Origin of the sequence: Nesterenkonia flava (assembly GCF_031432335.1) — a bacterium.
GTDB lineage: Bacteria > Actinomycetota > Actinomycetes > Actinomycetales > Micrococcaceae > Nesterenkonia > Nesterenkonia flava.
This window is the reverse complement of the sequence record NZ_JAVKGT010000014.1, coordinates 13,463-33,864: the sequence shown is the minus strand read 5'-3', so window position 1 is coordinate 33,864 and position 20,402 is coordinate 13,463. Positions and strand designations below refer to the sequence as shown.

Annotated in this window: 17 protein-coding genes; 6 read left to right on the top strand and 11 right to left on the bottom strand. The window is 65.9% G+C overall.

Annotated elements, in window-relative coordinates; genetic code table 11:
- Positions 1-56 precede the first annotated feature (56 nt).
- Positions 57-2,108, bottom strand: coding sequence for a DNA primase (gene dnaG, locus RH857_RS06810; RefSeq protein WP_310537220.1), 2,052 nt, complete (start codon positions 2,106-2,108; stop codon positions 57-59).
- 123 nt (positions 2,109-2,231) lie between these two features.
- Positions 2,232-3,818 (bottom strand): amidohydrolase family protein, encoded by a 1,587-nt coding sequence (locus RH857_RS06805; RefSeq protein ID WP_310537219.1) that lies wholly within the window; start codon positions 3,816-3,818, stop codon positions 2,232-2,234.
- Between the two features lie 81 nt (positions 3,819-3,899).
- On the opposite strand from RH857_RS06805, the gene RH857_RS06800 reads away from it, so the two are divergent.
- Positions 3,900-4,415: a MarR family winged helix-turn-helix transcriptional regulator gene (locus RH857_RS06800; RefSeq protein WP_310537218.1), complete on the top strand. Its 516-nt coding sequence runs from the start codon at positions 3,900-3,902 to the stop codon at positions 4,413-4,415.
- 11 nt (positions 4,416-4,426) lie between these two features.
- Positions 4,427-4,912, top strand: a complete 486-nt coding sequence (locus RH857_RS06795; protein WP_310537217.1) for an aminoacyl-tRNA deacylase — start codon at positions 4,427-4,429, stop codon at positions 4,910-4,912.
- A gap of 9 nt (positions 4,913-4,921) precedes the next feature.
- Here RH857_RS06795 and RH857_RS06790 read toward each other — a convergent pair whose 3' ends face one another.
- The 9 genes from RH857_RS06790 to RH857_RS06750 form a co-directional block, all read right to left on the bottom strand.
- Complete coding sequence (locus RH857_RS06790) at positions 4,922-5,356, bottom strand: cupin domain-containing protein (protein WP_310537216.1); 435 nt, start codon at positions 5,354-5,356, stop codon at positions 4,922-4,924.
- Positions 5,353-6,675 (bottom strand): deoxyguanosinetriphosphate triphosphohydrolase, encoded by a 1,323-nt coding sequence (locus tag RH857_RS06785; protein ID WP_374761131.1) that lies wholly within the window; start codon positions 6,673-6,675, stop codon positions 5,353-5,355. Before RH857_RS06785 ends, RH857_RS06790 begins: the two co-directional genes overlap by 4 nt.
- A gap of 39 nt (positions 6,676-6,714) precedes the next feature.
- Entirely contained in the window at positions 6,715-7,914 is a 1,200-nt protein-coding gene (dusB, locus tag RH857_RS06780; protein ID WP_310537258.1) for a tRNA dihydrouridine synthase DusB, read from the bottom strand.
- A gap of 17 nt (positions 7,915-7,931) precedes the next feature.
- The gene (locus RH857_RS06775) at positions 7,932-8,918 is read right to left on the bottom strand and encodes a GNAT family N-acetyltransferase (RefSeq protein WP_310537215.1); all 987 of its coding nucleotides are present in this window, start codon (positions 8,916-8,918) and stop codon (positions 7,932-7,934) included.
- A 101-nt stretch (positions 8,919-9,019) separates the two neighbouring features.
- Positions 9,020-11,053, bottom strand: coding sequence for a hypothetical protein (locus tag RH857_RS06770; protein ID WP_310537214.1), 2,034 nt, complete (start codon positions 11,051-11,053; stop codon positions 9,020-9,022).
- Positions 11,054-11,385: 332 nt separating this feature from the next.
- Positions 11,386-12,762, bottom strand: coding sequence for a glycine--tRNA ligase (locus RH857_RS06765; protein ID WP_310537213.1), 1,377 nt, complete (start codon positions 12,760-12,762; stop codon positions 11,386-11,388).
- A 49-nt stretch (positions 12,763-12,811) separates the two neighbouring features.
- Positions 12,812-13,804, bottom strand: coding sequence for a DMT family transporter (locus tag RH857_RS06760; protein ID WP_310537212.1), 993 nt, complete (start codon positions 13,802-13,804; stop codon positions 12,812-12,814).
- A 46-nt stretch (positions 13,805-13,850) separates the two neighbouring features.
- Entirely contained in the window at positions 13,851-15,077 is a 1,227-nt protein-coding gene (locus RH857_RS06755; protein ID WP_310537211.1) for an MFS transporter, read from the bottom strand.
- A 62-nt stretch (positions 15,078-15,139) separates the two neighbouring features.
- On the bottom strand, positions 15,140-15,616 hold the full coding sequence (locus RH857_RS06750; protein WP_344039910.1) for an amidohydrolase family protein: 477 nt from the start codon (positions 15,614-15,616) through the stop codon (positions 15,140-15,142).
- A gap of 109 nt (positions 15,617-15,725) precedes the next feature.
- Here RH857_RS06750 and RH857_RS06745 point away from each other — a divergent pair, with 109 nt between their 5' ends.
- From RH857_RS06745 to RH857_RS06730, 4 genes are all read left to right on the top strand, one after another.
- Positions 15,726-15,971, top strand: a complete 246-nt coding sequence (locus RH857_RS06745; RefSeq protein ID WP_310537209.1) for an RNA-binding S4 domain-containing protein — start codon at positions 15,726-15,728, stop codon at positions 15,969-15,971.
- 75 nt (positions 15,972-16,046) lie between these two features.
- Complete coding sequence (locus tag RH857_RS06740) at positions 16,047-17,153, top strand: glycosyltransferase (RefSeq protein WP_310537208.1); 1,107 nt, start codon at positions 16,047-16,049, stop codon at positions 17,151-17,153.
- Positions 17,150-18,235 (top strand): glycosyltransferase, encoded by a 1,086-nt coding sequence (locus RH857_RS06735; RefSeq protein ID WP_310537207.1) that lies wholly within the window; start codon positions 17,150-17,152, stop codon positions 18,233-18,235. Before RH857_RS06740 ends, RH857_RS06735 begins: the two co-directional genes overlap by 4 nt.
- On the top strand, positions 18,232-20,358 hold the full coding sequence (locus RH857_RS06730) for a glycosyltransferase (RefSeq protein ID WP_310537206.1): 2,127 nt from the start codon (positions 18,232-18,234) through the stop codon (positions 20,356-20,358). The genes RH857_RS06735 and RH857_RS06730 overlap by 4 nt, the downstream gene beginning before the upstream one ends.
- Positions 20,359-20,402: the final 44 nt, after the last annotated feature.

The window sequence follows — 20,402 nt, the reverse complement described above, 5'->3', positions numbered from 1 at the left end:
GTTATGACTACTGGACAGTACTGTCTCTGCCCCGGCTGCTGAGGCGGCGGCGGGCGTTACTCCTCCTGGCGCAGGGCGCGACGACGGCGCTCTAGTTCCATAAGTTCGGCGTTGAGCTGTCGATATTCCTCCGAGGAATCGCTGGGGTCCATGCGCTGCAGGCGGCCCAGCAGGTTGGCTTTCTCATGCTGAATCTTCAGCTCCACTAAGCGATTGAGGATGTCCTGACAGTACCGGTCCAGGTGCTCCTCGGTGCGGGCGGGAAGACTCACCACCGCCAGCTCGGAGACCAGCGAACGGATGGGCTCAGGCACTTCTTCGCGGACGTTCTGGACCCACGCGCGCGGGTCACTGGCGTGCGCGGCTGCGATCCGGATCCCGTCGTGGATCGCTTGGTGGGCGGGCGCGCTGAAGCGGACGCTGAAGATCTCCTCCCACTGATCGGCCGTGAGACGGGTGGGATGCTGCAGGATCACCTCGAGCGCCTGGCGCTCCATCATGACGGCGGGGTCCCGGGTGTCGGGGCGCTGGAAGGCATACGGCGCCGGCCCAGCCGCAGGTCCGGGATCCCCATAGTCGTAGCCGTAGTAGTCCTCTTGCGGCGGCTCCTGCTCGACCCGGCCGTTGCGCTGCCCCCTGCCGCCTCGACCCGGGGCGCTTCCCCGAGATCCCTGACCGCCGGAGCGGGGGGATTCGGCGGTACGGAGGGACGCGTCGGGTCCGGAGGCGGCACCTCCTTGCTGGCTCAGGCGCGCCTGAGAAACGCCAGCTGGGGAGGACACGGGCTTTGGGGCATTCTTGACGGCAGCTTCCACCTGTCCCATGTCTGCACCCAGCCACCCGGCCAGCTCGCGGGTATAGGCACTGCGCAGGGCCGCATCCCGAATACTGGCCACAACAGGTGCCGTAGCCTTCAGCGCACCGATGCGCCCCTCCACGGTGTTGAGATCCCAGTCTCGGAGGCGCCGACGCACCACGAATTCCACCAATGGCGTCTTGGACGCAATGACCTGCTGCAGGGCTTCATCCCCGCGGTGCTGGCGCACATCGCAGGGGTCCATTCCCTCGGGGCCCACGGCGATATAAGTCTGGGCGTTGAACTGGTTGGCTTCGTTGAACGCCTTCACTGCGGCCTGCTGGCCCGCCTCGTCACCATCGAAGGTGAAGATCACCTCCGCGGGACTTCCATCGTCGGAGAGCAGGCGCCGAGCGATCTTGATGTGACCGTCTCCGAAGGCGGTGCCGCAGGTGGCCACAGCCGTTTCGACGCCGGCGATGTGGCACGCCATCACGTCGGTATACCCCTCGACCACCACGAGCTGACGCTGTTTGGCGATGTTCCGTTTGGCGTGCTCGATGCCGTAGAGGACCTGTGACTTCTTATAGATCGCAGTTTCAGGGGAATTCAGGTACTTGGGCCCCTGGTCGTCCTCGTAGAGCCGGCGCCCGCCAAAGCCGATAGTGTTTCCGGTCATATCCCGGATCGGCCACATGAGGCGACCCCGAAAGCGGTCGTAGAGCCCGCGCCCGCCCTCTGAGAACATGCCGGTGAGCTTGAGCTCATCGTCACGGAACCCTCGCCGGCGCAGGTGGTCCAGGAGATGGGACCATCCCTTGGGGGCGTAGCCGACGCCGAACTGCTCGGCGTGGTCACGAGTGAATCCACGACCGCCGAGGAACTCTCGAGCGGTCTGGGCCTCTGGGCTGTGCAGATGCTCGCGGTAGAACTCGTCAGCGATCTTATGGGCGTCCAGCAGGCGCTGGCGTCGTCCCACTTCAGCTTTGTCCGGCCCCGTGCCTCCGTCCTCATACCGCAGTTCGATGCCGTATTTTCCGGCCAGGCGCTCGACGGTCTCGGCGAAGCTGGTGTGCTCGAGGCCCATCAGGAACGCAATCACGTCTCCCGACTCCCCGCAGCCGAAGCAGTGGTAGGTGCCCACCTGGGGGCGAATGTGGAAGCTGGGCGTGCGCTCGTCGTGGAAGGGACACAGGCCCTTGTAGGAGCCGATGCCGGCCTTTTTCAGGGTGACGTACTGCTCCACGATCTCGCGCAGATCGGCGCGCTCGCGCACCGCATCAATATCCTCGCGCTTGATCAGGCCAGCCACTGCACACCCACTTCCCATGCCTCATCCACGGGCTGAAGAGACCCGGTTCGTCTGCCAGTCCAATCTACCCCTGTCTCGCGCAGACCTTCACCCGTGGGGAAAAGTGCCGTGGAGGCGGCCGGATCACTCCATAGAGTGATCGGCTTCCTCGGTCTCGAACTCCGGTGGATTCACTGCCTCTTCCCACGCCTCTTTCCCGATCTGCTCTCGCAGATGGTCCAGTGATTCCTGGGCCAGACGGCGCGCCCGGTCCAGGCTCTCTTGGTCTGCCAAACGTCCTTGGTGCTTCAGGACCCGGCCGCCGACCATCACGGTGTCAACCTCTGACCTCTGCGCCTGGAAAACCACGTGATGTTCGGGCTCGGGCATGGGAGACATAGAGGCGGAATCGGCCCGCAGCAGCACCAGATCGGCGGCTTTACCGGGAGTGATGGATCCCAGGTTGCTTCCCATCTGCAGGGCGTCGGCGCCTCCCTGGGTGGCGTATCGGAGCACATCGGCCACCCGCAGGTCGTTGTTGACCACGGTGAGGTCCTCCTCATGGGCCTGCAGGTGCCCCAGTCCTCGATCGGCGTTGAGCGTAGCGCGCATGGCGGCGAACATGTCCGCACTCCACCATACGGAGGTGTCCATGGACAGTGAGATCGGAATGCCGTGAGCACGCACTTCGCCGGTGGGCGGATAGCCCTGCCCGGCATTGAGCTCTGATTCGGCGGAGATGGAGACGTTGCCTCCGGATTCGGCGATGAGCTCGTAGGAGCTCTGCTGCAAGCTGGCGGCGTGGACGTAGGTGTTGGTCGGCAGCAGGAATCCGTTGCTGTGCAAGTTCTCGATGGCAACGTCGAGGGGGTAGCCCCAGACACCAGCGTGCAGAGTCACCGGAAGATCCCGGTCCAGCGCGTACTCCCAGGCGGGGCGCTCGGGGAACTCGGGATCCTCTCCCCCGCCGTCCCAGGCCAGCTGCAGAGTCACCAGTTCCTCGGTGCTGTGATAGGGATGGGAGAAGTGTGCGTTGATCAGCCGGTCGATGTCGCCTCCGGTCACCCAGTTCTGCGGTAGGTCGAAGATGTTTCCGTAGGCGAGCCGGGCACGTCCGCGGGAGTCCATCAGCGCTTCCACGGCGGCGTCCGCGTGGTCGGGTGTGCGCAGTCCGTGGGACCAGTCCACGCTGGTGGTGACACCAGAGTCGATGGCTTCCACCATGGAGAGATAGTTGCCGGCGTAGACGTCCTCAGGCCGCCAGAGCTCACCCCACTCCTGGTAGATCCACTGGAAGTAGTTGGTGATGGTCCAGTTGGCCCCGACGCCCCGCAGCACCGACTGCCACATGTGCCGATGGGTATCAATCATGCCGGACATGAGCACTGCCCCTGCCGCATCGATCTCGGCTGCGTCATCGGGGGCGCTGAGGTTCGGCTCCACCGCAACGATCACGCCATCCCGAACCAGAACGTCCGCCTCAGGCAGGGTGCCCCGCTCAGGGTCCTGGGTCACGACGGCGGCGCGGCGGAAGACCACCGGCTGGCCGTCCTGGAACTGGCTGGCGGGGTCCGCCTCACGCGTGCGGACCGCGGCATAACCACCGGCTCCGAGCAGACCGACCCCGGCCGCTGCGGCAGAGCCGAACAGGAAGGACCGACGATCAATCCCTCGCGTCGGCGCGTGTTTCTCCTGAGCATCCTCCGGGTGGCCTGGTGCGGACTCCGGCATAGCACTCCCTCCGTCTTAATATCTGTACCTGCAGATACTGTACCGACGAGTGAGGTGTCGGGACAGGGCTAGGATGTGCCCGTGACCGATCGCACAGAGCCAACATCGCAGCTGAGCCCCACCGCAGCGAGCTACGAGGGCACCGAACGGATCGACCCGGCACGCCTGCGGGCATGGACCGACTTCCTGGAGGCCCACAGCCGGCTGATGCGCCTGCTGGAGCGGGATTTGAAAGCCTCCCACGGGCTGACGCTCTCGGAGTACGACGTGCTCCACCGGCTGGAGGAGGCCGGAGACAAGCCGGTGCGCATGTCAGCGTTGGCCCAGGCACTGCTCTACACCACCGGGGGGCTCACTCGCCTCATCGATCGTATGCAGGACCGCGGACTGATCGACCGCAGCACCTCCCCGGCCGACCGGCGGGTCGTCCACGTCGTCCTGACCTCCCACGGACTCGAGACGCTTCGGCAGGCTGCAGGCACCCACCTACGGGGATTGCAGCGCTACTTCGGCCAGCACCTTCCGGAGGGGGAACTCCACGCCGTCGGGACGTTCATGCAGCGTCTGGTGCGCACCGGCGACGGCGGAAGTCTCTAGAGTGGTGTGCCATGACTGAAGTTTCCGGACGCGGGCGCGTACAGGCATCGGCTGACCAGCGGGGAGTCCCGATCGAGTTCATCAGCCGGGGTCCGGCGTCCTCGGTGGAGGAAGCCGCCGCCAACCTCGGCATCGAGACCTCCCAGATCGTCAAGACACTCGTCGCCAAGGCCAAGCGCACCCAGTCCACCACGGACGTGGAGTACGTGCTGGCGCTCATTCCCGGGGATAAGGCCGTGGACTGGGCCAAGCTGCGCAAACTCGCCGGCTTCAAGAAGATGTCTATGGCCTCGCCCGACGAGGGATTCGAGGCGACCGGTTACCGCCCCGGCACCATCAACCCCTTCGGCACGACGACGTCCCTGCCCGTCTTCGCCGATGACTCCATCTCCGGGCGCATCGCCATGGGAGCAGGAGAGCCCGATCTGAACCTCTTCGTGGACTCCGCCGAGCTGTTCGCCGCCTTCGGCGTCACCGCCGGAGATATCGGGAAATAGCCCGGCGTCTCAGCCCTCGGTGTGGTCGCCACCCGGGGCGTGCAGCGTAAAGTCCTCAAAGGAGAACCCGGGACTGACCATGCAGCTCACGCGCACCGGATCCTCAGTAGGCAGGGTCCGCTGCCATACCCCGGCCGGGACCAGCACCTGGGTGTGCTCGGCGTCCAGGGGATGCTGGTCTTGGGCTCGCGGCACCGCGCCGGATCCACCCAGTTCTAGGGTCAGGGCACCGGGGCCGTGCCAGAGCCAGATCTCATCGGACTCCACGACATGCCAGGCTGAGGTCTCCCCCGGCGGCAGGAAGAACTCAATCAGCGTGGCGGCAGGCCGCACAGCACCGTTCTCACGCTGGACGCTGTGCTGCGCGGTGTAGGTGCGCCGATACCAGCCGCCCTCGGGATGAGGATCCAGGCCTTCAGCACCCGGCGGTGTCTGACTGCTCATGCGAAGAGCGTATTCGTGACGGGCCGACCCCGCACCAGCGTGGCGTACCACTCCAGGCAGGCGCCGTCGGTGAGGGAGGCGATCTGATCGATGATGGCCCGGTGGCGTCCGGCGTCGTCGTCGGCAGCGTGGAAATCCGCCTGGAACTGCGGGTCCAGGAAACGGTCGCCGGTCTCCAGCAGCAGGGCGTGGAGCCCTTCGATGACCTCGCGCTGGCGCGCGTAGATGGGCATCTGCTCGCGGGAAGCCATGATGTAGTTGGCGGCAATGCCCTTCATCACCTGGATTTCCTCCAGGGTTTCCTGTGGGATGACCAGATCGGCTTCGTGCCGCACCAGGGGCCGGTCGCCGTAGGCCTCACGGGTGGCGGTCCAGAAGGCTCCGCAGAAGCGGCCGATGAACTCGCTGGTCATGTTCTTCAGCGCGGCCAAAGACCGGCGGGATCCGTCAGACTCCCGTACCCAGCTCTCGTTGGCCGAGAGCCGCGTCAAGGCGACGTCGATCCGGGCCTCATCCGTCTCCGGCAGGTACCACTCCTGGGTGGTCTGGATGACGCGGGCGCGCTGGACGTCGTCGTCTAGGAACTTCAGTTGGAAACGCCCGTTGACGATGCCGTCCTCCACGTCATGCACCGAGTAGGCGATGTCATCGGCGGCATCCATGACCTGTGCCTCCATGGATTTGCGGGTGCCCTCCACCCCCTGTCGAAGCCACTGGAAGACTTCGAGATCATCCTCATAGGCGCCGAACTTGGAGGACCGAGTGCCATCGCGCTTGATGGGGGCCTCGTGGGCCCGCCAGGGATACTTGACCGCCGCGTCCAGGGAGGCGCGGGTGAGATTCAGGCCTGCTGAGCGACCATCGGGGTGAAAGCGCTTGGTCTCCAGCCGCGTGAGGATGCGCAGGGTCTGCGCGTTGCCCTCGAATCCGCCGATGCCGGCGGCCAGTTCGTTGAGCACCTTCTCCCCGTTGTGCCCGAACGGCGGATGCCCCAGGTCGTGGGAGAGGCAGGCGGCGTCGACGACGTCGGGGTCGCATCCGAGCAGCCGACCCAGTTCCCGCCCCACCTGGGCCACTTCCAGCGAGTGAGTCAGGCGGGTGCGGGAGAAGTCGTCGCCGTGGGGCGAGACCACTTGAGTCTTTGCGCCCAGGCGGCGCAGCCCGGAGGAGTGCAGCAGCCGGGCCCGGTCGCGCTCAAAGCTGGAGCGGTAGACGGATTTTCCGTGCTCGGGGACCCAGCGGTCCTCATCGGCCTCCGTATAGCCGGGGCGCAGGGCCGCGTACTGGCCCTCGACACGTTCCACATTCCTGACGCTCACCGTTCAAGCCTACCGAGTCCGCGTGTGACGGGGCCGCGGTTATCCACCGGAGGTGTCGACCTCGGCCGCCTTGATCATCTCGCGCTGGTCCTCGTTGAGCTCCTGGGAGGCCAGCCAGTCCTCGGGCAGATGGACCTTCTTGGGCGAGCCTGCGCGGCCACGGGGACCTTCAGCAGCGTCTCCGGGATAGCCGATGGACTGGTCCAGCTGACCCAGCAGCTCCTCCAATTGGGCCATGGTCTCGACGGTGACCAGCTGGGTGCGCAGCTGCGATCCCACGGGATAGCCCTTGAAGTACCAGGCCACGTGTTTGCGGATGTCCTGCATGGCCTTGTGCTCGTCCCCGTCGAAGTACGGGATGAGCATCTGGGCATGACGCAGCAGCGTCTGGCACACGGTGCTTACGCCGGGACGGTGCCGGGCGTCGCGCCCCTCAAAGGCGGCCTGCAGGTCACCGAAGAGCCAGGGGCGGCCCTGGCAGCCACGACCCACGACGACGCCGTCAACTCCGGTCTCCTTCACCATGCGCACCGCGTCCTCTGCGGACCAGATGTCACCGTTGCCGAGCACGGGGATATCCGGCAGGGAATCGCGGAGGGTCTTGATCGCGCTCCAATCGGCCTGACCGGAGTAGTGCTGCCGAGCGGTGCGGCCGTGCAGCGCCACTGCAGCCACTCCGGCATCGCGGGCGACCTTGCCGGCTTCGATGTAGGTGAGGTGGTCCTCGTCGATGCCTTTGCGCATCTTCACCGTCACCGGGATGTTGTTCCGGGAAGCCTCGCGCACAGCGGTGGACACGATCGACTCGAAGAGCCGAATCTTCCACGGCAGTGCCGAGCCGCCGCCCTTACGGGTCACCTTGGGCACCGGGCATCCGAAGTTCAGATCGATGTGGTCGGCCCGGTCCTCCTCCACGAGCATGCGCACGGCGTGCCCGGTGGTCACCGGGTCCACCGAGTACAGCTGCACCGAACGAGGCACCTCGTCAGGCTCGTGCTTGATGATGCGCAGCGACTCCGGGCGCCGCTCCACCAGGGCACGCGCGGTGACCATCTCGTTGACGTAGAGCCCTCCACCATAGTCGCGGCAGAGCCGGCGGAAGGCGGTGTTGGTGATGCCCGCCATGGGGGCGAGCACCACGGGGGTCTCCACGGTGATGGGGCCCAGCGTCAGGGGCGGCAGCAAAGGCTGGCCCGCATCCTCGTCCGTGGCGCGGGGACTGCCTGCTGCCTCGCTCAGGCGTTCAACGGTCTCGGTCACTGGTTCGCTGTGGTCTCCGTGTCGCGGGCGTAGATCAGGGCTTCGAAGTCGATCTCCGCCTCGTCGCGCCCCAGCAGCTGATCGGTGACGCGCTTGAGGGGCACCATGGCGTCGTCGACCTCTACCGAGACGGGGTAGCGGGCGGCGACCAGGGCCAGAAGATCGTGTACGGCGGCGTTCGCGCGCTCCTCGGGAAGCTGCGGATCCCAGCCGAGCAGCACGTCGGCTGGGGCGTCCGTGCGCTCGGAGGTGTAGCTGATGGCAAACGCGAGAATGGGACTGGGTCCGCTCTCCCCGGCGCTGACATCACGGAGCACGACGACGCCGGATGCTCCGGTCTCGGGTGCCAGGAGCATCTGCTGGGCGCGGCCGAGAGTCATTTCGGCCCGGTCCCAGGAGTGCACGGCGTTGTAGAAATCTGCGACCAGCTGGGTGAGCTCCACAGATCCGGTCGCGATGTCCTGGAGGTCCAGGTCGGAGTTCTCCAGGTCCGGCAGGGGCAGAGCGCCGGGCTGGATGATGATCTGGCGGGAGGACTGGATTTTGGTGAAGCCGTTGTCCTTGAGGAAGCACTGGGCGGCTGAGCCCTTGGCGCAGCGCGCCTTCAGGGCCTGGACCTCACAGTTGGGAACTTCGGCTTCCAGGATCTGAAGCAGCTGGGCCGCCACGCCGCGGCGCCGGTGCTCCTGGGAGACTTCGGCGTAGAAGGAGAGACGGTCCGGGTGCAGGGATGAGCGGAAGATCGTGGCCGCGGCGACGGGCAGGCCGTGGTCTTCGGCAACGATGCACCGCGCCCAGGGATCGTTGGAACTGGGCCGCAGCAGTGCGCGGTCCTGGTGGTGCATGGGATTCTCGGGGTCTCCCCAGACCTCCAGCAGCTTCAGGTCATCGCCGTCCTGCCAGGGGCGGACGGTCAGGCCTGAGTCGAGGGTGAGGCAGGGAGACTCGGAGGATGCGGAGGCTTCAGGATGGCTATTCAGCACTTGCGCGAGTGTAGACCTGTTGGGGGTGGAGTTGCAACGCCGCAGGCCCCCGACTCCCCCGGATTACCGGGGAAGCGGGGGCCACGGTCAAGCGTCTCGTCTCAGCGGGCGATACGGCTGACAGCGCGGCTGGTCTTGGCGGCGTCCTTGTATCCGGACTTGGTGGCCGTGACTCGCACGCTGATGCGTTTGCCGACGTCGGAACGCGTCAATGTGTAGGAGCTCCTGGTGGCCTTCTTGATGACCTTCCCGTCACGCAGCCACTGGTAGCTGAGTTTGGCGTCCGAGGGGCGCCACGAGCCCGTCTGAGCTTTCAGCGTTGATCCGACCTTGGTCGAGCCGGTGATCTTCGGTGTCGGTGTCCGGGAGAAGCTCTGCAAAGGGACCGTGGCAGCCTTGCTGGTCTTAGCCTGCGAGGCGTATCCCGTTTTCTTGCCGGTGACGCGGACGCTGACCTTCTTGCCGGCGTCGGAGGCGGAGAGCTTGTACGTGGACTTCGTGGCGCCCATGATCGCCTTGCCCTCGCGCAGCCACTGATAACTCAGCGAGGTGTCCTTGGGCCCCCAGGTCCCCGGCGCAGCTTTCAGGCTGGCGCCGACCTTGGCCGTACCCGAGACGGTAGGCGTAGGCACAGCGGTGAGGGTCTGCATAGGCACTGAGCGGGTACCACTGGTCTTTGCGACGGACGCGTAGCCGTTCTTGGCGCCGGTGACCCGGACGCTGACCTTCTTGCCGGCGTCGAGATCCTTCAGGCGGTAGGTGGACTTGGTGGCGCCCTTGATCGCCTTGCCATCTCGCAGCCACTGGTAGCCCAGCTGCGCATCCCCCGGGGCCCAGGTGCCTGGCTTGGCAGTCAGGGTAGATCCCACCTTGGTGGTCCCCGACAGGGTGGGGGCGGGGGTGGCTGTAAACGTCTGCAGGGGCACAGAGTGAGTCTTGCTGGTGGCCTCGCCCGTCCGGTAGCCGCTGCGGGTGCCGGTGACCTTCACGCTGACTTTCTTGCCGGCATCCGCCGAGCCCAGCTTGTAGGTGGACTTAGTGGCACCCTTGATGGCTTTGCCGTCCCGCAGCCACTGATAGGTCAGCGCCGTGCCACTGGGAGACCAGGTACCGGGCTGTGCGGTGAGGGTGGACCCCACCTTGACGGTTCCCGACACGGTGGGAGTGACGGGGGTGACCAAACCGTTGACGGTCAGGGAGTAGGCCTTGCCGAAGGCTGGGCTGCGCTTCATGGTCTTCACATACACATAGAAGTTCCCTGCTGGGGCTGAGACCAGGGACTCACGGAGTGCTTTGCCGTTGCAGTCAGAACCCCGGGGCTTGTGCTCGGCCAACCGGGTGCCGTTCTGGTCCAAGAGCGTGACAGTGTACATCTGGTCCGTCCCGAGGTGGCAGGGGAACTGAAAGTCCACACTGAGTCGACTGGCTTGGGAGAGATTGACTCGGAAATAGTCACAATCCGCTTGGGTGCAGTCACCAGTGATCCCGGCACCCTGAATGGTCTGCCCCAGGCCGACCGCTGTAGCGGTTGCGGTGCTGTTGTTGGGTTCGTTCTCTACGCGCGCCGGAGCAAGAGTCGCGGTCAGCTGGTAGGCCTGGTTCCACCAGACGCTCCGCTCGCGGGCCTTGAGACTCACATAGAAGGTGCCGGCGGGTACATACACGGCCACATTGTGTAGCCGTGCACCGTTGTGGTCACTGGGACTCAGTGCTGTATCCAACAGCGCATTTCCCTGAGCCCCTAGTACACGAACCTCAAGTTCACCGGAAGTTCCCAGCCCGTCAGCGAAACGTAGGTCAAGCTGCACACGACCCGCCTGCGTAGCGGAGAACCTGTAGATGTCGCAGTCCGATTGGGTGCAATCACGAGTCGAGAAGCTGCCGTGAACGGTGTCTCCCAGGTTCACCACCTGGGCGTTTTGGGTGTTGTTGTTCGGCTCCCGCTCGAGCACGGTGCTGGAGGCTTGTACCGGGGGTGCGGCGATCATGCTGGCCAGCAGCACCAGCACGGTGAAGGCACCAAGCAGGGCACCGCGCCAGCCAGACAGGGACGACCCCCAGGGGGCGACGTCGTCCCATCCTGCTGGACGTTTCGGCGTGTGGGCAGGGGCGGGCAGGGCGGTCGGGTGAGGCATCGGTGACTCCCGAGGTACAGGGCCGGCCTATGTGGGCGCGGCGCATCATCAAAGGCAGAGGATTCTGAACAGAGTGATAGAGCTGAACCAGGTGAGCGCGCTTGCAGACATCACGAGAGCATCGAGTAACAGCGCAAGGCGGGAGTACGAGGAGTAGCGGGATTCATCACGATCGCCGCGCTCTGATCCTGATGCTGCTGACAGTACTGCACCCCGCGGGCTCGAGGAGCCGCGGGGTGCAGCACATGGCCCTGATCAGGGCTTAGAGATATTCCGGATTTCCGTCCGAGTCGCGTCCCCTATTCGGAACGCGCTCGGAAGTCGGTCCGGGATCAGATGAGGCGCGTTGCCAGGTAGGAGGTGACCTGATCCAGGCTCACGCGCTCCTGGGTCATCTCATCGCGGTCGCGGATGGTCACTGCCTGGTCCTCAAGGGTGTCGAAGTCCACGGTGATGCAGAACGGGGTGCCGATCTCGTCCTGACGGCGGTAGCGCCGACCAATGGCGCCGGCGTCGTCGTAGTCCACGTTCCAGTGCTTGCGCAGCTCGGCAGCGAGCTTCTGTGAGGGCTCGGCGAGCTCGGACTTCTTGGACAGCGGCAGGACCGCGGCCTTGATCGGGGCGAGCTTGGGGTGCAGCTTCAGCACCGTGCGGACATCCACCCCGCCCTTAGTGTTGGGTGCCTCGTCCTCGGTGTAGGAATCCACCAGGAACGCCATCATGGAGCGGGTCAGGCCGAAGCTGGGCTCGATGACGTATGGGGTGTAGCGCTCGCCGGTGCCCTGGTCGAAGTACTGCAGTTTGGCCCCGGAAGCCTTGGTGTGGGAGCCCAGGTCATAGTCGGTCCGGTTGGCGATGCCCATGAGCTCACCCCATTCGGACCCCTGGAAGCCGAAACGGTACTCCAGGTCGATGGTGCCGGCCGAGTAGTGAGCGCGCTCTTCTTCCGGCACGTCGAACTTGCGCAGATTGTCCGGGTTCAGGCCCAAATCAGTGAACCAGGAGTAGCAGGCCTCGACCCAGTGGTCGAACCACTGGCCGGCGTCCTCCGGGTGGGTGAAGAACTCAATCTCCATCTGCTCAAACTCGCGCGTGCGGAAGATGAAGTTGCCGGGGGTGATCTCGTTGCGGAACGCCTTGCCGATCTGGCCGATGCCGAACGGCGGCTTTTTGCGTGCCGTGGTGACCACATTGTTGAAGTTCACGAAGATGCCCTGAGCGGTCTCCGGACGCAGATAGTGCAGGCCGGAGGCGTCATCGAGCACACCCAGGTAGGACTTCACCAGACCGGAGAAGGCCCGGGGTTCGGTGAACTTGCCCTTGGTGCCGCAATCGGGGCAGGGCACCTCAGACATGTCTGCGGGAGTGCGACCGTGCTTGTCTTCGAAGGCCTCAATCAGGTGGTCCTCGCGGTGACGCTTATGGCACTGCAGGCACTCCACCAGCGGGTCGGTGAACGTGGCCACGTGCCCGGAGGCCTCCCACACCGCGGAAGGCAGGATGATGGCGGAGTCCAGGCCCACCATGTCGCCGCGACCGCGCACGAAGGTCTGCCACCACTCAGCCTTGATGTTCTCCTTCAGCTCCGTGCCCAGCGGCCCGTAGTCCCAGGCTGAGCGGGAACCGCCGTAGATCTCACCGGACTGGAAGACGAAGCCTCGGCGCTTCGCCAGGGAGATGACTTTGTCGAGGGCAGTCTCTGTGGCCATAGGTGGTGCGGCTCCCGAAAGTGGTGTGGCGTGGTGGACGCAGGCCAGCTTACCGCGCGGCGTTGCCTTTGCCACGATAGAAGTCGGGCAGTGAGGCGACGACGACGGCGAGCAGCGTCAGGACGGTGCCCACTACGGTCAGCGCGGTCACGACGGAACCGGGAGCTGGCACCACCAGATCCAGCAGCAGCGAGCCCAGCAGCTGCCCGGCGATCATGCCCATCGCAGCCAGCAGCACTCCGACCTGCGTGACGAGGTATGCCCCCAGGGCGATGAAGACGATGCCCAGCGGTCCACCGAGGTAGTGCCACCACACCGGAGACAGCCCGAAGTGGGCGTTGCCGAAGAGGCCCATGACTCCCCAGGCGAGGATGAGTGCCGCAGACCCGGCCAGGAAGTTGATAAGAGTGCCGGGCAGCGGCCCACCGTAGGCTGCAGACTGCCGCCCGTTAACCGCCTGCTGCGCAGCCTGGAGAAAACCCGCCGTGAGCGGAAGCAGCACCAGCAGCAACCAGTCCACCCCCCGACCGGACTGAGCCAGCTGAGGCGACACCGCCACAGAGACAGCCGCCACGGTCAGCAGGGCTCCGCCCACCCGCACGCCGTTGAGACGCTTCCGGCCGGCCGGACCGAGGCCGATCCGATCCCACAAAAGCCCTCCGATAGTCTGTCCGGTCACCACCGCGATGGTGTAGACCGCGACGCCAATCAGAGCGATGGTCAGGGTTTGGGTCAGCACGAAATAACCGCCGACGCAGCCAGCCAGGAAGTACCACCACTTAACAGTGCCGCGGCGAAGGGCGGGGCGGACGTTGCGAAGGGTGCGACGGCCCTGCGGAAGAAGCGCCACAAGCAGCACCATCACCAATGACCCCGTGGTGAAACTGATGGCCGCTGCAAGAACCGCGTCACCTATCTCTGCGCCCAGTTCTGCGTTCACTCGCCCCTGGGCGGGGATCGCCGCACCGGCCACGAGCATCACCAGCATCAGCCATCCCCAGATCAGCGGCGAGCGCCGCTCCGGCTGGGACTGCGTGTTCATAGTCACACACCTTATCCCCACCTCAGGCGGGGCTGGCACATCTTTCTCAGCCCTCGATGTGGCGATGTCGCCCAGCAGCCCACCCTGAGACCCCCTGAAGCACAGCAATGCCCACCGCCATCCACAGCACGGGTATCCAGGACTCCGCCTGTTCGAAGATCCATCCGGCCACTACGGGTCCGGTGGCCGCGAAGAGGTAGCCCACCCCCTGGGCCATCCCTGAGAGCCGGCCCGTGTCCTCTGAATGGCGCACCCGCACCGAAATCAGCGTCAGGGAGATCAGTAGCGACGCACCGGAAGAGAAGCCGCAGGCGACCGCCCAGACCGGCATCAGTCCCGGCAAGAAGATGATCCCGACTAGGCCCAGGACCATAAGGGCCGGCACCAGCACCCCTATGGCACGGTGGTCGCGACTGCGCTGCATAAGCGGCCCCAACAGGAGGCTCGCCACAATGCCGATGCCCTGGTGCACTCCCGACCACAGACCAGCCTCACCCGGCGTGTAGCCGTGATAGGTCTGAATCGCCGGGAACCACGTGAGCATCAGGAAAAACAGCAACGACTGCGTGCCGAAGAAAATGGTGACGTGCCAGGCGATGCGGTGGCGCCACATGGCCGTCCGTGGGGAGGAGGGTGACGCCGTCGTCGTGGGGGAAACAGGTTCGGCTTCGTGCCCGGCCCTCGACGCACGGCGTTCAGTCCCTGGGCGCAGAACCCACACTCCGGCTCCCATCAGGGCGAGCACCGAGCCCGCGGCCATGGTCAGTTCCCACCCGATCCTCTCGGCGGCGGGGACGGCCATCGCCGCTGACAGGGCCGCGCACAGGGAGAGCGCCCCGGTGAACAGACCGGTCACCAGGGGTACTCGGCCTGGGAAGTCCTCCCGTATGACCGCCGGAAGCAGTACGTTGAGCACCCCGATGGCCCCCGCAAGGATCAGGGTGCCTGCATAGAGCGCCATTTCGTGGGGCACCAGTGAGCGCACCACCGTGCCCAGTGCCAGCGCCAGAAGGGAGTAGAGCACCGTGCGCTCGGCGCCGAAGCGGGCTCCCATGACATGGACGAAGGGCGCGACGACGGCGAAGCTGAAGACCGGCATGGCCCCCAGCACCCCCAGCGCGGCCGGTGACAGCCCGGTGTCGGCTCCGATCTGCTCCAATAGTGGGCCCACGACGCTGATGGTGACCCGCATATTGGCTCCGACGATCAGAACAGCGGCTAGGAGTAGGAGCCAGCGGGAGGAGCCGGAAGAGGGCACAGATTCAGCACGCACAGAGTCACTGTACGTGGAGCCTGCGGAGGGACTGTCCACGGGCTCCGCTTCATGAAGACTCCTCAGATCTGCAACCTGAAGACCGCCCGCGCGATGTCCTCGAAGAAACTCTTTTTCTCCTGCTCGCTGAGGGGGAGATTGTCCTGGGCCACAACTTCCTGAAGTGCGTACTGGTAGGGATAGTCCATCGCGTACATCACACGGTCCGGCCCCACCACGTCGCGTACAAACATGATCTCGCGTTCCCATGGCATGCCCGAGGTGGTGATCCAGATGTTGGTGCGGAAGTACTCCGAGGGCTTCTGCCGCAGGGGCTTGATGGCCTCATACCGCTGCGACTTCACCTGAGTCGCATGGAAGTAGTCAATGCGGTTGAGCCAGAACGGCAGCGCCTCCCCCAGATGTCCCACCACGATCCTCAGGTTCGGAAGCCTGTCCAGCACACCGGAGGTAATGATGCGCAGTAGGTGATACCCGGTTTCAACCCCAAACCCATAGATCGCTCCGTCTAGTCCCGCTTCAGCGAACGGTGCGATCATCCTGTTCGAGGGGGTCGTGGGGTGCAGGTATAGGGGGTCGTGGGGTGCAGGTATAGCGGAACATCCAGTTCCGCCACGGCCATAACACCCGAGTGAGAGACTGGGAGGCATGAGCGAAGTGCAGGAAGTGCCGATCCGTGATGAGTCCATCCGCCTGGGACAGCTGCTGAAGCTGGCCGGCGTCGTAGAGAACGGCGTGGTAGCGCGGGAAGTCATCGCCGCCGGCGTCGTCACAGTTGACGGTGACCTGGAGACTCGACGTGGTCGACAGGTGAGTGCGGGCCAGAAGGTGATTTTTGACGGTGAAGAATTCGGACTTCCTGTTGTCACCGTCATCCCTGTAAAAGAGTCCTGACACTCCTATCCGCCCTCATCAGCGGATTGTGGAATTGTTCAGGAATCACACAGACTCCGGTCTTATCGTCCGGTTGTGCGGATTTGTCTCATTGCCTCGAGCCAGTTCCCCATCGCGGAACCATTCGCGGGGGGCCTGGAGGCACACACTCATGCCATGGCGCGGACCCTTCTGGAGCGCGGCCATGAAGTCACACTCTTCGCCGGAGCCGGCAGCGACCCGGAGCTAAACGCGGAACTCCTGCTCCCCGAGGAGTTCTGCGGCAGCGAGACCGGACGGCGCGATATCAGCGCCAAACCCGAAGAATGGATGCAGCAGCACCATGCCTATCTGGGCCTGATGCTGCGCTTGGCCCAGGAGTTCCAGCAGACCGGGCGCCCCCGCTTCGACGTCATTCACAACAACTCTCTGCACCACCTCCCGGTGGCGATGTCATCCTTGGTCCCCACCCCCATCATCACCACGCTGCACACCCCTCCGACCCCGTGGCTGGAGTCCGCCATCAGCTACGCAGGACCGGAGGCAACCTTCGCGGCAGTCAGCCGCGCCACGGCTGAGGCCTGGAGCGACGTGGTCAGCGCAGAAGTGGTCACCAATGGGGTGGACATCCAGCGTTGGAGCCCAGGCCCCGGCGGCACCGAGGCAGTGTGGACAGGCAGACTGGTTCCTGAGAAGGCACCTCATCTGGCGATTGACGCCGCTCGGCTGGCGGGATTCCGTATCCACCTCGCGGGGCCGGTGATGGACCAGGACTATTTCACCACCGAGGTGCTCCCCCGCCTGGACGACACCGCCATCTACCGCGGGCACCTGCACCAGGACGAACTGCGCGAGCTCGTAGGAGGTTCCGCGGTGGCGGTGGTCAGCTCCCAGTGGGATGAACCCTATGGACTCGTGGCCGCTGAGGCCATGGCCTGCGGCACGCCGGTGGCGGCCTTTCCCCGCGGCGGCCTCGTGGAGAACGTGAGCGCCACATCAGGCGTCCTCGCCGCGGAGAACACTGCCGAAGCCCTCGCAGACGCAATCCGTCAGGCCGCCGAACTCGACCGCAGCGGTGTGCGCGCCTGGGCCGAGAAGTCGCTCTCTCTAGAACGCATGGTGCGCGACTATGAGATGCTCTACGACCGCGCCGCCCACCCGCATGGAGCTGGGCAGGCCCAGACTGCCAGGGCGGCCGCGTGATTGGTTGGTACATCCATCACCAGGGGGCGGGGCATCTGCACCGCGCCACCACTCTGGCCGGCGCCCTAGGTGAACCCGTCACCGGCCTCTCCTCCCTGCCCCGCCCGGGAGACCAGTGGCCAGGTGCCTGGCTGCAGCTGGCCCGCGATGATGACCCCGCAGTGCACGACGACGCCGACCCCACCACCGCCGGGGCCCTCCACTGGGTGCCGGCACACCACCCGGGGCTGCGCAGGCGCATGGCGCAGATCTCCTCATGGATCGAAGAGACGAACCCCCGACTCATGGTGGTCGACGTCTCTGTTGAGGTCGCACTCCTGGCACGCCTCCACGGAGTCCCAGTCGTGACCGTGGCGCTGCCCGGGGACCGGCGCGACCCTGCCCACGAGTTGGGCTACTCCGTCTCCAGCGCGATCTGCGGGTTCTGGCCCCCGGACGCACAGGACATGGTGCGCGGGCCGGCCAAGCTTCACGCGATGGGAGCGGTCTCCCGGTTTTCGCCGGCCGATACCGCACCGAGGAGTGCGCCCGCACCAGCGGAGGATCCGCAGCGGATCGTCGTGCTCAATGGTCGCGGCGGGGGCGCGGTCCCCGTTGCGGCGCTTGAGGCGATCCGTCAGGGTTTTCCGGAGGCTGAGCTCACGATATTGGGTGGAGAGACCGGCACCGATCCCTCCGGCACGTGGGTGGAGGATCCGTGGCCGCACCTGCAGGGTGCGGACGTGGTGATCACGGCAGCCGGGCAGAACTCAGTGGCCGAAGTGGCGGCCAGCCGCACTCCCGCCGTCGTCGTGCCTCTCCCCCGTCCCCACGGCGAGCAGGAGGCAATGCACCGGGTGCTGACGCGCGGCCCCTGGCCCGCGGTTGCCGCACCGCAGCAGCACCTGCCTGAGACCTGGCGGCGCGCCCTGCATCAGGCCTGGCGCCTCAACGGCGCGGACTGGGCCCGCTGGTGCGACGGTCGCACTCCGGCACGGTTCGCCGCCCTCTTAGAGAACATTCCCGGGGCCCCGCAGGCCGCCGGCTCTGCCGGGCTGGCCGCGGCGGCCTCAGGCTTACGCGAAGGAGCGCAGATCCCATGAGCGAGAACCCCGACCCCGGCAGTCCCAGATCCACCGAGCCCCGCAACACTGGTCCGCAGAGCATCCGATCCTGGGACGTGGAAGCGCAGCCGGACCGGCGGCCCCACCACCCGCGTACCATCGTGATCACCACTCTGCACAGGCGACACGATCACCTGCAGCGGCAGCGTGAGGGACTGGCTCGCAGCACCCGCCTGCCCGATGAGCATGTCCTGGTCGCCATGGATGATGATGGCGTCGCCGCCGCGGCCGCGAACACTCAGGAGCAGCTGAGCTCGTGTGCGCTGAGCGTACTGCCGCTCCCCCGGCACAAGAACGGACTGCCACTGGCCCAGGCGCGGAACCTGGGCACCCGGGAATCCGGCCACCACCCCGATGATCTGCTGATCTTTCTCGATGTGGACTGCATTCCGGTGCCCGAGCTCGTCGCCGGCTATCAGGAGGCGGTTCAGCAGCGGCCCGACGACCTGCTGTGCGGCCCCGTGGCCTACCTGCCCCAAGGGACGATCGAGGACTACCGCACCGAGCACCTCGCGGGCCTGGCTGAACCTCACCCTGCCCGGCCCGCCCCGGAACCGGGTGCCCTGGAGACCGGGGAGGACTACAACCTCTTCTGGTCACTGTCCTTTGCGCTGCGCCGGGAGGTCTTCGAGCGCATCGCCGGCTTCGATGAGGCCTATGTGGGCTACGGTGCCGAGGACACCGACTTTGCCTGGCGGGCGCGGCAGCACGAGGTGGACCTGACGTGGGTGGGTTCCGCCCGGGCGTTCCACCAGTACCACCCGGTCTCCCGGCCCCCGGTGGAGCATCTGGATGACATCCTGCGCAACGGACGCCGCTTTGCCCGCACCTGGGGCACATGGCCCATGCACGGCTGGCTCGAGGAGTTCGAGTCCCAGGGGCTCATCTACCGCGAGGGCGAGGTCCGCCGCAGCAGTGACGGCGATCACCACACTGATTCCCGGGCCGTGGACTATCACCGGACAGTGCGGGTGGCCTCGGTGCCGGGGTCACACGTCTACATCCGTCACCTGAGTCCTCCCGAGGGCGAGACAAGCTCCGTGGTGCGGCTTCCCGATCCGCCCGCCCGGCGAGCCGACACCCCCACCGGAGCTCCGTGGTGGCCCCCGGCAATGCTGGACCCGGAGTGGATCAGCGCTGATCGTGCCCCTCAGGAGGATTTCGAGATCTTCCACGTCCACTTTGGATTCGACGCCGAGTCCCCGCAGCAGCTGCAGGCGATCGTCGACGCCCTGGATGCCAAGAATGTTCCGCTGGTCTACACCGCCCACGACCTCTGGAACCCCCATCACGAGGACACGACTCTGCACGAGGCCCAGCTGGAGGCACTCATCACGCGAGCTTCCGCGGTCATCACACTGAGCCCCCGCGCGGCAGAGATCATTGCTGAACGTTGGGGCGTCCAGGCCCAGGTCATCCCCCATCCGCACGTGGTGGACCTTGACCTGATCGAGCAGTACGGCGCCTCCCCCCGCCGCCGCACCGACGAGTTTCGGCTCGGGGTGCATCTGAAGAGCCTGCGGCAGAACATGGCCACCCTGCCGGTGCTGCAGGCTGCGCAGAAGGCGCTCGCCGAGATTCCCGGTGGAGTTCTCCAGGTAAACCTGCACCACGACGTCTACGACGACGACGGCGCCAGGCACCATCCGGAACTGGTCGCGTGGCTGCGCGACCAGGATCAGCAGGGCAGGCTCGAGCTTCATGTGCACGACTACTTCAGCGACACCGAGCTTTATGACTACCTCAGCAGTCTCCACGCCTCGCTGCTGCCGTACCGGTTCGGAACCCACTCCGGGTGGATGGAGGCCTGCCACGACTTGGGCACGCCCGTCATTGCCCCCACGGTGGGCTGCTATGCCAGTCAGGGCGCCGACTACGTCTACCGCTGGTTTGAGCGCGAGGGCCAGGCTCCTGAACTGGATGAGTACACGCTGCGCCAGGCGGTGCGGGCCGCAGCCTGCGCCTGGGGCCAGGGACTGCTGCGTGACTCAGCAGAAGCCGGGGAGCAGCGGCGCCGGTGGCGAACCCATCAGCGGCGCCAGATCGCCCATACCCATGAGCAGATCTACCGACGACTTCTAGGCCGTCGGCTCAACGACTGAGCCGGCTCCTGCCGTGGAGGGGTTCCGGAGTGACGGGGGGTGGA

Excerpts from the sequence above, each read along its gene's own strand:
- RH857_RS06795 (WP_310537217.1), top strand. The coding sequence starts at position 4,427 with ATGACTGAAGTTTCCGGACGCGGGCGCGTACAGGCATCGGCTGACCAG.
- RH857_RS06790 (WP_310537216.1), bottom strand. The coding sequence starts at position 5,356 with ATGAGCAGTCAGACACCGCCGGGTGCTGAAGGCCTGGATCCTCATCCC.
- RH857_RS06730 (WP_310537206.1), top strand. The coding sequence starts at position 18,232 with ATGAGCGAGAACCCCGACCCCGGCAGTCCCAGATCCACCGAGCCCCGC.
- RH857_RS06770 (WP_310537214.1), bottom strand. The coding sequence starts at position 11,053 with ATGCCTCACCCGACCGCCCTGCCCGCCCCTGCCCACACGCCGAAACGT.
- RH857_RS06760 (WP_310537212.1), bottom strand. The coding sequence starts at position 13,804 with ATGAACACGCAGTCCCAGCCGGAGCGGCGCTCGCCGCTGATCTGGGGA.
- RH857_RS06805 (WP_310537219.1), bottom strand. The coding sequence starts at position 3,818 with ATGCCGGAGTCCGCACCAGGCCACCCGGAGGATGCTCAGGAGAAACAC.
- RH857_RS06745 (WP_310537209.1), top strand. The coding sequence starts at position 15,726 with ATGAGCGAAGTGCAGGAAGTGCCGATCCGTGATGAGTCCATCCGCCTG.
- RH857_RS06765 (WP_310537213.1), bottom strand. The coding sequence starts at position 12,762 with ATGGCCACAGAGACTGCCCTCGACAAAGTCATCTCCCTGGCGAAGCGC.
- RH857_RS06750 (WP_344039910.1), bottom strand. The coding sequence starts at position 15,616 with ATGATCGCACCGTTCGCTGAAGCGGGACTAGACGGAGCGATCTATGGG.